Here is a 13,065-nt window from a genome sequence, read left to right on the forward strand (position 1 = left end):
GAAACTAGAGCTTTAAAGCATCACGCGGACTCATATTTACTCTTTTTACATAGATAAGAATTTTGCAAAGTGCATAGCTTCTAGGACTACATATTTACATTAGGGGAGTTAGTACAAGTAAACGTAGCAAATTGACGCCTTATCCAGACCGTTCCAAATTTTCAATTCACTTTCGAAGATTTTACCTCTTGTACCCTAGCGTACCGGGCAATAGAGAGCACGTCTAACTTTCCCCCATAAATGTCAGGGCAATATTAACTCTGGCCCTCAATTAAAGTTGGTGATTTAGACACTGTAAATAGCCTCTATAAATTACTTAGGATGGGTCACAGGAACAAAAAAGCCCTCATGAAGAGGGCTTGGAATTTTTAGCTAACAATGACCAGCGGTTATTTCCTAGTTTGCCAATAAACCTCCATGGTTTTACATCCCCTGTCAAAGAACAGGAACATTATGGCCAAATAGCAGAGTGCTGGTTGGGTTGTATGCATCATGTTAATAAAATTAAACGTAGTATCTAACATATTAAAAGGCCGTTTGTCTGTTAGCGATTGATGCGAGGGCTATGAACTGCCCTTATTTCATTTTTATTTAATTTTTTTCACTGCGATTTTAAATAGCCGGACTCTTCTCAACGTTCAATCTTATTATACGATACTATGCGCGCTATGCCGCTCTTTTTTTGAACAGATGGAGCTAACTCCCGATATTATTTTTCAAAAATGGAAATACATCAGTGTAATCGAAAAAATCACGCCCAGGTGTTAAGGGCTTTTCGTTTTCCAATGCCCGTTTACTGCTTTCGTACTCTTCCGGCATAAACGTTTTCACTGTCACTACTCGAGAAACCCCGCCGAATTTATTCGGCTTAATTGTGTAGCTTAAGGGTATATAAAAGCCATCGATTATAATGTATTGTTGTGTTTGAGGAGATAAACCGTTAGCAATCGCTTTGTATTCATCAAGTGTATACCCCTCATCGTTTGCCCCACTGTTATAACGAGACAATTCAAGCGCGGCAAATAATAATTGGCGAGTAATTCTCTGCAGAAATTTCCAAAGGTCCGATGGCGTTTTCACCTCGTGACCGCACCGCATAATGAGCCTTACAAGCGAATGTTTTGAAAGCTCTACAAAGAAGACGCCAGCGCCCATCGACGTTTTAGGATTAGTAAACGTTAAATCAAAGGCAATTTTGTCGTAACTTTCAATTGGCATGCGAGGCGCATTAAGTGATGCCTTACTAGAAAACAAAACCCATTCACCCCATATAACTTCCCAATTCTTTGTATCTTTAAAGCGTTGTGAAATCAGCGTGGCTGATGAACGTTCCTTACACCTAGCAAGTACTGCCTTGCATTGTTTGCGATGGCTACCATGAACCACAAAATCCAGTTCACTAAACTGATGATGCAGTTTGCGCATGATCCGGTTCACTAATCCTTTAGCAAGTGATTTATCCACCAGCTGACTCCTTTCTAGCATTTTTAAAATTTATTCGCTAATTAACTAACTAAAGGCGATCATTCAATATGGATGAATTACTTTGCACCCAATAACAATGTCTCTGTCACACCGCTATGGAACTTATCATAAATGTTTTAGGTGAGTATGATTGTACATAATTTCAAAGCTTTAACAGTTATTCTTGGTATCTTGTAGTCTAGTTGCCTCTGTACTATGAATTGTCAAACCATACTTTTCCATATCAGCAGCTATACTATAGCTCAACCGGCATTTATTTCTTTCAGGAAGCCAATTTACGCTGTTACAGTCGCATTTAGCACCAACTGCATACCGCTTTATGTTTGGTAATAAGGGGGGAGATTTAGTAGATTTATAACGTAGCTTAGTTTTTTATTTATTGAGGCTTTGATATGGAAATTGGCTGACCGGTATCCATGTCAATTTCTATCCATTGCAACGGAGGCAATTGAAGGTATAAAGAAGAAGGTAACTCTTTTTTGAAGGGACGAGAGCCGAAATACCTAAGACCACTCTTTGTATTTTCAAAGTGATTTATGATTGTATAAGATGTTAAAGCAAAATCGTAAAATGCCACTTCGTCAATCACTCCGGCATATGCTTCTGAATCGCTTCCTAATGTATTTGGAGAGTTTCCTATATTCGCTCCGCCAGTCCCGCCACTTAAAACTTTTGAACCTGCCGGATATTGATAGCTCGCTAACATTTGACCATCTATAAAAATAGCTTTAAGGCCAGTTTTCACACTGTAAGTTGCTGCTATGTGGTGAGGCTCACCATCTTTAATTGCTTTCAGTGTTGGCCTACCAGATTTCCCATCCAGAGGAAGCTTGAGCTCATGGTACCCTTGACCTACAATATATAGACCAAAACTCAATGACTCTTTGTAATCTCCAGCAGGGCGAAGTATTGACTTGCCTCGATCGTCTTGGAAACTGAGCAAAATTCTGTGCTCTTTATCGCTTTGGTCTTTTCGGAATATTTCATCAATTTCACCAAAGCGCCCTTCGTCAGGAGCTTTTCCTGTATAACCCGGTATTATTAACGCCTCAATTGTTATTCCCTCACTCACAGAAAATGTGCCCGTAGCTGGCGCTATTCCACCTCCGCTTCCTACGTCTACCCTAGCATGCGAGCTATTGTCAAAGTGTAGAGCTCCTTTCCCTACTATGCCATCCACTCTCGTTATACCTTTTCCTAAAGCGCCCGTTGCAGAACCTGCACTGTCAAATGCCGAAGCTCCTCGTTCATCGAATGTCCAAAGATGACGAGGTTTCCAAATAGATGGCGAAAGCCTGACTTCTTTGCTTGCTTTAATGAACGCTATATTTTCCATCAAGTCTAGAGCTAGACTCCCACCGAATGTATTAATTTCAAAAGCGTGTGAATGTATCTGTAAATTAACTTTTTTGCTTGGATGTACCTCAATAGTTCCTTGAGTCAGCTTTATTTCTCTAGCATTAAAAACTTTAAAGCTTGAATCAGCGTCGAAAGACAAAACAACTCCTGAGTTTAGTTCTTTCTTTAGCGGGGAAAGACTTCTATATGAGCCTGGCGTCAAATAGTTGAGGCTTTCCCTAGAAGAGTCCTCAGTTACAAGCTCTCCCTTTAAAACTGTAGCAATAACTAATTCACTTGTTGAGACACTTTTGAAGAGCCAGCCCCCCCTAAAATACATAATAGAAATAGGGCGCCTGCTAATAAATAATAGGAAGAGTTCGTCGTTAAATTCGAGCCGCGCTGCTGAAGATCGAATTTGTTTTTTTCTGTAGTTTCGCAATAACGTTGTTCATTAGTTGAATGTAGAGGTCTTACTACAACCTCATCGACAACAGCACGTCTTCTCACTACTTCTACATTCGGTTTGGACTCAGCCTTTAGTGAAGTATGGAGTTGCATGTAATCCAAATAAAAGCGCTGAGCGTCAACATTATCATGCAATAACGCATTTAGGCGCACTAGTGCAGAATCAGAGGCTTCCCCATTGATTACTTGCTCCGCAAGGTCTACGAGTTCCGAAAAGTGTTTAGTTCTTTTCAACTATCGGCCTCAACGCGTTTCTTCTCAACACATTCAAACAATGTCTTTCTAAGTAACATTAGAGATTTACGTACGCCATATATCGAACGACCAGACCGCTTTGCAATGTCGTCTGCGCTTAAGTTCTCAATGTAAAAGCCGTGATAGACGCGATAGGCGTGAGCAGTAAGTTTAGATAGACAGGACTGAACTAGCGACCATTTTTTATCTATTCGAACTTGATCATCAAACGTTCTTGTCAGTTGTTCGAATGTTTCATCTTCCAAGCCTACCAAATAACGTTTATTTTTCTGTCTATACGTTCGAATGCAGTTATAAACAATTGCGTTGGACCATTTTGTAAAGCTACTTCCAGGAGTAAATGAATTGAAAGTATCACGGAAACATCTTGAAATATGTCATCAGCAACGGATTGATTTTGTACAAGCGCAAATATACAGCCATAGATGCGCGCTCTTTCAGGTAAGAACAATGAAAGAAAATAGTCCGATGTGCACGTCAATTCAAATTCTGGTGCATTTTGTTTATGTAACTGCATATCCTGCCGCTTAAAGACTCCCATACTGCGATAAAAAGTAACTAGGTGTCTTTCCATTCTAAGGCCAGCTCATGTCACATAACGTTAACACTGATGGCAATAGATGATCAGTTATAATATGTATTGGTTAAGACTAATCGAGATATTGGTTAGCAAGAGAATAGCCACCCACAAGTAGGTGGCTATTTGCTCAATAGTTTAGAATCGATAATTGACCGCTAACTGGTAAATCCGGCCGTTATATGTCAAACGGCTTAACGCTTGCTCGTCGGACCCCAAATACTCCACTCCAACATCGTCTGTGAGGTTAAACGCTCTCAGGAAGAGTTTGGTCTGGTCATTTAATTGATACGACCCTACGAAATCAAGACGCTCAGTAGATTCCCGCGTTCTGGCATTGGTCCCCAAGAAGGAGTTTGCACCTCGTAAAGTTTGGTCATCTCTCCAGTTATATGCCAACCGCAAGCTGATACCTTTATGTTCCCAATACCCTATTACGTTAAATGACTCCGGCGACACACGAGTTAACTCCAGCTCACTGCCAGACTGTCTTAGGTTTGTATAGTTGAACACGCCACCAAATCCACTCCATGGAAAAGGCAGGAAATCTAGGTTTTGTTGAATAGCGAGTTCAAAACCTTCGACTGATATTTTTTCAGTCGTATTAATTGGTGAAGTAATAATTACTTCACGTAAGTTTTCATTACCATCGTCGTCAACAATCGGCGTTAGTTGAATACAGCCAAACTCGCGGCCCCCTGTTCCCGGAACGCGTTCAATTGGACCCAATAGTCGGTCAACGACTGGGTTGGTGCCAGAAGACGGGCAGAAGCCTTCCTCCTCGTCAAACAAATTGGTAATGTCTTTTTTGAAAAATCCTAAAGTAACAGCGCTACCTTCACGGTTATACCACTCTAACGACACATCATAATTAGTTGCGTCGTAAGGCCTTACCGTTGCTGTTGGGAGATCCAAATTAACCGAGTTATTTCCCCCGCGAAGCGAAGCTGTGGGCCTTTGTGAAAGAAGGTTTGGGCGAACTATACCTTCATAATATGCTGCTCTAACAATAATATCATCTGAAAGCTCGAAAGCGATGTTCGCCATCGGCAGCGTATGTGAATATTCATCTTTGAATTCAGTTAAGACCGCTATACCATTGCGTCCTTGAGCATCCACTTGTGTCTCAAAACCATCAAAGGTGTTGTCGGTTTCCACATAACGCACACCGATATTTCCAGTATAGGGTACCGGTCCGAATTCTCCGGAAAAATCTGACATTACGTAAAATGCTGTAATATCTTGTTGAGCCCCAAAATTAAACCCGATATTTGTAGGCAAGCCCGAGTTACGATCTTGAGTATCCCAAAACCCCGTTCTATTTCTCTCTAAAATAGGAGAAGCCACACTAAACGAGGTAGCCGTCGGTATTTCGGAGGCATTGAGCGCAATATTCTGCTGTAAAATGGCAATAGCAAGATCATTGTCTATCGTTAACCACCCCGAAGTATTATCAAATGTTCCAGGAATGTTGCCATTGAAATATTCATTCTGAACCGCCGACAAGACATTTGAAGTTATAAATGCGTCAGATATATTGCTTGTATCAATACCAGGTGCCCCTTGCCGTTGGTCAAAGCTGTTAAGTTTTTCACGTGAGAATCGAGCACCAAATTTAACTGCATCAGCCCTGAATACCTCACCTATACCCAAGTCAAGAAAGCGAGCGCTGTTAAACTCCACACTGCTAACCTTTCGGTCGAGGTCCTGCACACGACCGTTTATGCCAAAAATCAGTTGCCTACCTTGGTTTGCATCTGAAATAGAGCTTACCGTTGATGAACTCAAATTAGTTTCTTGCCAGACCAATCCGTTATACACATAAGGAACTGCAAAGCCGCCTTGTACTACGATATCGTTCAAGTTCCCATAACCACTGTCAATAATCCCATCAAACCCAGTAGGCACTGTAATAAGATCTCTCCTAGTGCCCTCTGAATCGGTGAAATTAAATTGGCGTCTCCAATCTTGAGTATGATTAAAGTTTATACCTACATTTGCAAATTGGTTTGTGGCTTCGGAATGCGTAATTTTACTGTCGAAACTCCAATCATCAGTGATGTAGTCAGCATATAAGATAAGCCCTTCGGACTTCTCCCTGAACGTAGTTTTACGGTTCTCAGTTTGCAAGTTTCCGTTCACAAAGCTGTATCTCGGAGCTGCATAAACAAGTGGAGAATCGGGGTCATCTGACACTCTATCGTATACAAACGGTGCAGAGTTCAAATCAAGAGTGATTCTTCCGTCAAAGTTGTCACGGTCTCGTCGTGTGGTATTGAATCCAGGGCTAAAAGTCGTTGCTTCCTTCGTTCCGTTATCAAGATTACGCTCAGAAAAAAGAACATGAGCTCCAACTTTAAAGTCGTCCGTTATCTTATATTCAATGTTCCCAGTGAAAGAAAGACGATCTCCTTCACTAAACTCGCTGACATTTCTCCCTCTCGCCGGTGCAGTTAGCTGTGCATCCTCGGGTAGACCCCAACGTGCTCGATATTCGTCTATATTGGTTGCCCGAACAAAGCCTTCTTCTGTATCCACTGTTATATAGTCAATAATATCAAACGTGTCGCGTCTAAAAGTTTGACCTGATCCAGCAAATTTAAAAGCAACAGCTAACTTGTCATCAATGATATGCTTAACACCTGCTAGCTTTAGCTCTTCATCAATTTCTCCGGTAAGCTCTTCGTATCGCCCCCCAACACTTATATTGAAATTACCATCTTTTTTAGACAACGCCTGTTGGAGTTGCATGTCTACAACACCCGCTATCCCCCCTTCTTGTAGATCTGCTGTAGGGCTTTTTATTACCGTTACACCATCAAATACACCAGCTTCAAATGCCGCAAACGGATTAGGAGACCCTACAGCATTTAGTTCGCTCGCTGCTGAAGGGGTAGCAAATGTTTGTCCGAATGCGGTTGTGTTGACAAAGCCACTGCCAAGCCCTCGAAGGCTAATCGTGCTTTGCCGCCCTTCTTCGTCGCTGTTTAGTTGAATACCCGGTATAGCCTGCAGTGCTTCACCTAAGTCAAGCGCGGGCAACGCATCAATATCGGTAGCAGAAATTGCATCGACGATTGAAGAAGATTCTTTCTTCACGTTCAAGGCGTTTTCAAGAGAAGCTCTCACGCCAGTTACTTCAATTACTTCGGTGTCATCAGAAATACTCTTGTTAATTGCAGCGTTAACTTCTTGAGCGATAATAGTTGGTGAGCTCACGGCGAGTAAAAAGGCCGTCGTGCTATTTAAAATTAGGTGAGAGCCATTAATTTTGTTGGTGTGCATGAACGCAATCTCTATAAATACAACAAATATAAATATGGTTTTTTGGAACCCAACTTCCCCAACAACACATCATGTTAAGGAATTGTGAATGATAATATCACCCCCCACAATCATAAAAAATCACTAACAATCAATTTCGATCGTAATTTTTTTAATCTTCAAGATTTATAATTTCAATGGAAAATATACAAACATCTTACGCCACTTTCATGCTGGATTGTGAATTACAATAAAAATTGTATTTACAATCATATAGAAGAGAAAAGCCATCGTGTTTATTTAGACGCGTAGTAAAAATCAAGGAGTCACATTCAGCCATTAATAATCAATAGATGTCACCCCTGACTTGTATCTTCTTCCGAAAGTAGTGTAAATAGTGTGTAAATTTGATGACTGTAGTTAGCAATCTTACCTATCGGTATTATTGTTTATTCAATAAGCCAGCGCGTGTGATGACGAGTAAAAATATGAAGGCTGCAATAGCAACGAATCGATTTGGTCTAGGAGCTACCCCTGTCGAGCTAAAAGTAGCAGCTGACGACCCTGTCGGACATGTAGTCGCTCAAATAGTACCAATACATTTAAATAAAACGAATTCGTCTCAATCAATTGCTTTGACACTTAACCGATATCGTAAAGACAACTCTGAAGAATCAAAAGACGAGGCTCGTAAGTTTAGGCAAGCCACCTACAAGCGACTCTCCATTGGGACGCTCAATAACGCAATTAGTAGCACGCAGCCGTTTATGTGGAGAATGCTAGATTTCTTTTCAAATCACTTTAGCGTTACTGCGCAGGGAGCATATCTGACAGCGCTTTCACCGACACTGGAACGCGAGGCAATAGCTCCCAATCTCTTAGGTAATTTTTCAGACATGCTCCTTTCTGTTTGTCGCCATCCGGTTATGCTCGTATACCTGAATAATGAAAAGTCATTTGGCAAGAACTCGCGTTTGGGAAAAAAAGGAAAGGGGCTCAACGAAAACTTAGCACGGGAAATACTTGAATTGCATACCTTAGGCTTAAATGGTGGATATACCCAAAGCGATGTTATCGCATTAGCAAACGGTATTTCCGGGTGGGGTGTTCAGGCCCCTGAAAAAACAAAAGCTGGGCTTTTCTTCTTTAGAAAAGCCGGACATGAACCCGGTTCACAGTCATTGTTGGGCAGGTTATTTACTCAAGAAAACGAAGAGCAAGGTGAAGCCATGCTCAGGTATATTGCAGCTCGACCAGCAACAGCTAAACATATCAGCGAAAAGTTAGTTAAGCATGTTGTCTGTGATACTCCCTCACCAGCGTTACTAAAACATGTAGAACAAACTTGGTTAGACACAGAGGGTGATCTCAAATCCGTGTATCATGCACTGGTTACTCATCCGCACGCCTGGTTCGACACCTTAAATAAATTCAAGACTCCCAGAGAGTTTCTGATCTCTACTTGCAGAGGGATAGGCCTTACTTCACTTAAAGAAGGGTTTGCAATGCGTAGTCTCTCTGAAATGGGCCAAGCACCTTTCAAAGCAGGTAGTCCCGCTGGTTATGAAGACTCAGAGGACTTCTGGAATAGTGGCTATGGATTGATGGCAAGAGCAGATTGGCTCTCATCTTTGCGCATAAACCGACAGGTTAAAATCTCCGAACTGGCCAGCAAATTATTAGGATCAACACTATCTGAACACACGAGACAACTAGTGTCTCGAGCAGAAAGTCGTGACCGTGCGTTTGCTCTTTTATTTTTAAGCCCAGAGTTTATGAGGAGATAGCTATGCAAAGACGTGCATTATTAAAGCTCTTAGCGAGCGGTGCAATTATGCTTCACTCTCCAACATTGTACGCAGTTAATGAAGTAAAAAAGGCAAAACCATTAAAGCGTGTGATATGGATACTGCAACGAGGCGCTGTTGACAGCCTACATACTATTATTCCAGCCTTTGAGAAGAACCTCATCTCTCTTCGCCCAGATTTAGCGACTGGGCTTGAAAACGCTTTTTCATTAGATGATCAATACAAACTTCATCCGTCGCTAATTAATGTGCATGATTTATTCATGCGCAAAGAACTATCGTGTATTGTGGCAACTTCTACAGGCTATAAAGGTCGCTCCCACTTCGATGGTCAAGATTATCTTGAAAGCGGTTTAGGGGCTCCTAACCTTCAATCTGGTTGGCTTGGTCGCGCTATGGACACTCTTGGTACTGAAGGCATTGCAATATCAAAGTCAACACCTTTGGCATTCAGAGATTCTTCACGAGGACGCAACTTTTACCCATCCAATTTTGACAATTCGATAGACAGCTTAACCGATGATCTCGTTGCGCTTTATCAATATGACGAAAAGCTGACCAAAGCGCTGACCTCTGGCACAGAAATAAAAAGTGCCTTAATGAGTGATAGCAAGAAGCGCCCATCTGCCTCTTTTTCTAAATTATGCAGTGAATGTGCTGACATAATGCAATCAAAACCAAACATTCAGTTTGTAATGATAGAGTCGGGAGGCTGGGATACCCACAAAGCCCAGAATGCCAGATTATCCCGGGAGTTAGGGCAATTAGATGACGGCATCGCGCAACTAAAGAAAGGATTAGGCAAAGACTGGAAAAACACCCTTGTTTTAGTCACGTCCGAGTTTGGAAGAACAGTGCGACAAAATGGAACAGGCGGCACAGATCATGGCACAGCCAGCAGTATGTTTATTGCGGGTGGCTCTCATTTAGGAGGCTCGGTCCATGGAACGTGGCCTGGGCTTTCAGATGACGCTCTTTTCGAGAAGCGCGACCTTGCTCCAACGACGAATACGTTTTCTTGGATATCTACCGCTATAAAACAACACCTTGGACTTACCTTGAGTCAAGCAGGAGCTATATTTCCTGATCATCCAACATATGACTGCGAGCTTTTTACGAGAGAATAATTTTCTAAGTGCCGCAGGGTGAACAGAAAGCGGCTTCGAAAATAGTGAGCGTTATCAGCCAAGAATAGGTCGCAGTAAACGTTGGTTACTTAACACACGCTACCTAGACATTACCGGTACCGAGCTGATGGAATAAAAGCCCACCATGAAGCTCCCGTTCGCTAAAACGTCTTAAATATAGCTTGGTTTTTGTCTGTTTTTAGCGAGATATCTTGGTAACGCAAAGCGTGACCTTTGCCGATATATGCATTCAACAATTCACCTGTCGAGTTCACAGTAATCACAGCAAAGCGACCAGTAAAATGTATATCCAGCGCTAAGTTATTATAGACATCATCGTCTTCGTTTTGCACAAGCACATACTGATGGAGATATTCACCATCCACATTGAGTGTCACCTTCACCCCCTTAAACATCTTTTTATCCATCAGCCGCTCTACCTTTCGTACAGCCCCCTGATGCCGACCATCCTGAGTATAAGGCTCGTATACAACCGTAAAAGGGTTTTCCCAAGCTTCGCCTTGTCGACGCAGTAAAAATGTGGGTAATGGTTTCTTATTGTATGGCTTAGCAGCAGCGCTAGATGGCGGCGCATTGACCTGAGTAAACTGAATGTTTGAATCTTGGGGAATAAATGCCTCCATGATGATTGGATGCGGCTCAAGTTCATAAGCAGTAAAAGTAACCTGAAAGTTCTGGTTACTCACCTTACCGCTTTGCACATCATTGAAAAAGTGCCAACCGGGATGCTGGTAAGCCTTATGTTTTTCCCACTTTATTTTGTCAGAGTCTTGATACCTTTCTGGTTCTGCCGCCAACTCTACTTTTTTACCATTGCTTACCACATCCATGGTATCGCCAATGTTGTGATACACATAATCGTGAAACTCTTTTGACGCGTTCGATTTGGCTCTAAATATATCAACGTAATACCCCTGTTTGTCGTTAACTTGGATGAGCGCCATTGTTCGTTGATGCTGAGCCGGGGCAACAAGGTTAAACTCGTCATAAAATTCAGTGGTAGCAAAAGAATGGTTGGGTGAAACGCCTTGCATATTAATGGCGGGTTCCATTGCAATTGTCTTTACTTGATCAATACCCATGTTAATCCACCCTCCATGGCTTCCTGAAGCACCGTTACTAATCACGGTATTATGGGCTGCAAACAGACGATAGTAGTTTTCATGAATGTCAGTGCGATAGGTGCCTTTGCCTCCATCAATGCCTAACACGTAGCCTTGGCCGTACAATTCCATATCCATGCCTGAAGCATGACCGTGAATGTAGCTACCGCCGCCGACCCATGTCATAAGACTGTTTTTCTCTGGATCTATTTGGCTTCGGTTGCGTTGAATAGTTAGACCAGCATGAGGCAGTTGACTACTACGAGGACGCAGAGGCTTTTTTACTGTTGACTTGTCTGTAGATAGCAGCTCTAACTCCTGTAAATCAAGCGACCAGAGCAGTGTTAATGGTAAAATATAGGGGCTTGGGTAATAGTCCCGTTCTGGCAACGTGCCTCTATCATACTCACCATTTTGAAGACTTCCCCTCAACACACCTGAAAATTGGGCTATCTGCTCTTGATTGTCGTTGAGTTTAGCCAATTGCAATGCCATTTCATATGCTTGAAAATCAACATCCATAAAACGGTTTGTGTCGCCAAAATAAGGATAACCGTCATTAGGAAACTGTAAGTTGTACATCGCAGTTAATGACTGAGGGATGTTACTGTAGAGAGAACCCACTTTGTAGTGAGGGTACTTACGGTCAATTAAAGTCATCAGGTACACGCTTAAAGAAGTTACGTGTTTAGAATAGCTAATTGATTCGGGCCAAATATCTCCGGGTTCTTTAAACATCTCGGCAATCATCGCCAAAGAAGCTTGATGCTGAGTGTTTTTATCTAAATAGTAAGGTAGTAGTTCGGCAACCTTTTGTGGGTCATCGTGTGCATGAATGTTATGTAATAGGCTCGACGACTCTAATACAGGCCAGTTTGACTCAAGTAACCCACGGTTAAGTGCCAGATAAACATAGGTTTCGAACACTTTTTGTGCTGCGGAAAAGTCAAAATCCACCAACTGATTAGATGCAACATCTAAGACTTGCCCGCCATTTTTTAGAAACGGATACACGAAGTCATAGATTATAGGTAATTGCGCGCCTACCAATCTTGCCTCCAATAGATGATCGTCCTGATACATCCACCCGCTATTCATAAACCCATTTTCATTCACCGGTATCTGCACAAGTGCATTTATAAAGACGGCTAGTATGTCAGCTGCGCATGTTGCGTACTTATCCTGTTGGGTGAGGTAATAAAGCACTGAGCAGTCAACTGCGTCTTGAATGCCTTTAAGCATCTTTTCTTGGGGCTCTCTGGGATACCCCCACCTAAGCTTATCGTCGCTTTGATTACCTAAACCTTTTGTGTAAGTGACTAAGGTCGGCGCCTGTTTGTTTTCCGAACTTTGTGACCATACTAAGGGTAAGTCCAAAAGTTTTTCTCGCCTTTCTTCAAATGTGAGCGACGTTGCTGCATCAGCACGGCTTTGTAAACTACGAAAAAGCTTTTCTGCCCATTCGTTGCGCTCAATTTTGTTTAATATCGTTTGTCTTTCGGATGGTGTCACCCAAATAGAAGGGCGCACAACATTCTGAGCGCTAACTTCGCCGGTGCAGGTTACAACTGCAAGTAGGCATACTGCCCATTTTATTGTTAATTTCATCTAGGATACTC

General features: G+C 42.1%; 8 protein-coding genes. 2 read left to right on the top strand and 6 right to left on the bottom strand.

What is annotated here, in order from left to right:
• Positions 1-696 precede the first annotated feature (696 nt).
• From IW644_RS17015 to IW644_RS17035, 5 genes are all read right to left on the bottom strand, one after another.
• Positions 697-1,464, bottom strand: coding sequence for a hypothetical protein (locus IW644_RS17015; RefSeq protein WP_269918590.1), 768 nt, complete (start codon positions 1,462-1,464; stop codon positions 697-699).
• Positions 1,465-1,861: 397 nt separating this feature from the next.
• Positions 1,862-2,983 carry a LamG-like jellyroll fold domain-containing protein gene (locus IW644_RS17020; protein ID WP_269918591.1) on the bottom strand — a complete coding sequence of 374 codons (1,122 nt, stop codon included), beginning with the start codon at positions 2,981-2,983 and terminating at the stop codon, positions 1,862-1,864.
• Between the two features lie 128 nt (positions 2,984-3,111).
• A complete protein-coding gene (locus IW644_RS17025) occupies positions 3,112-3,525 on the bottom strand; it encodes a hypothetical protein (protein WP_269918592.1) in 414 nt (137 codons plus the stop codon).
• The gene (locus IW644_RS17030; RefSeq protein ID WP_269918593.1) at positions 3,522-3,791 is read right to left on the bottom strand and encodes a hypothetical protein; all 270 of its coding nucleotides are present in this window, start codon (positions 3,789-3,791) and stop codon (positions 3,522-3,524) included. Before IW644_RS17030 ends, IW644_RS17025 begins: the two co-directional genes overlap by 4 nt.
• 470 nt (positions 3,792-4,261) lie before the next feature.
• Positions 4,262-7,408 carry a TonB-dependent receptor gene (locus IW644_RS17035; protein WP_269918594.1) on the bottom strand — a complete coding sequence of 1,049 codons (3,147 nt, stop codon included), beginning with the start codon at positions 7,406-7,408 and terminating at the stop codon, positions 4,262-4,264.
• A gap of 467 nt (positions 7,409-7,875) precedes the next feature.
• On the opposite strand from IW644_RS17035, the gene IW644_RS17040 reads away from it, so the two are divergent.
• Both IW644_RS17040 and IW644_RS17045 read left to right on the top strand, forming a co-directional pair.
• Entirely contained in the window at positions 7,876-9,174 is a 1,299-nt protein-coding gene (locus IW644_RS17040; protein WP_269918595.1) for a DUF1800 domain-containing protein, read from the top strand.
• 2 nt (positions 9,175-9,176) lie between these two features.
• Positions 9,177-10,322: a DUF1501 domain-containing protein gene (locus IW644_RS17045; protein ID WP_269918596.1), complete on the top strand. Its 1,146-nt coding sequence runs from the start codon at positions 9,177-9,179 to the stop codon at positions 10,320-10,322.
• 161 nt (positions 10,323-10,483) lie between these two features.
• Here the strand turns inward: IW644_RS17045 and IW644_RS17050 are convergent, their stop codons facing one another.
• Complete coding sequence (locus IW644_RS17050) at positions 10,484-13,054, bottom strand: heparinase II/III domain-containing protein (RefSeq protein WP_269918597.1); 2,571 nt, start codon at positions 13,052-13,054, stop codon at positions 10,484-10,486.
• Positions 13,055-13,065 lie beyond the last annotated feature (11 nt).

Source organism: Alteromonas sp. PRIM-21 (genome assembly GCF_027563165.1).
Taxonomy (GTDB): domain Bacteria; phylum Pseudomonadota; class Gammaproteobacteria; order Enterobacterales; family Alteromonadaceae; genus Alteromonas; species Alteromonas macleodii_A.

Bases quoted from the DNA above. Each gene is read 5' to 3' on its own strand.
- IW644_RS17035 (WP_269918594.1), bottom strand. From the start codon at position 7,408: ATGCACACCAACAAAATTAATGGCTCTCACCTAATTTTAAATAGCACG.
- IW644_RS17040 (WP_269918595.1), top strand. From the start codon at position 7,876: ATGAAGGCTGCAATAGCAACGAATCGATTTGGTCTAGGAGCTACCCCT.
- IW644_RS17045 (WP_269918596.1), top strand. From the start codon at position 9,177: ATGCAAAGACGTGCATTATTAAAGCTCTTAGCGAGCGGTGCAATTATG.
- IW644_RS17050 (WP_269918597.1), bottom strand. From the start codon at position 13,054: ATGAAATTAACAATAAAATGGGCAGTATGCCTACTTGCAGTTGTAACC.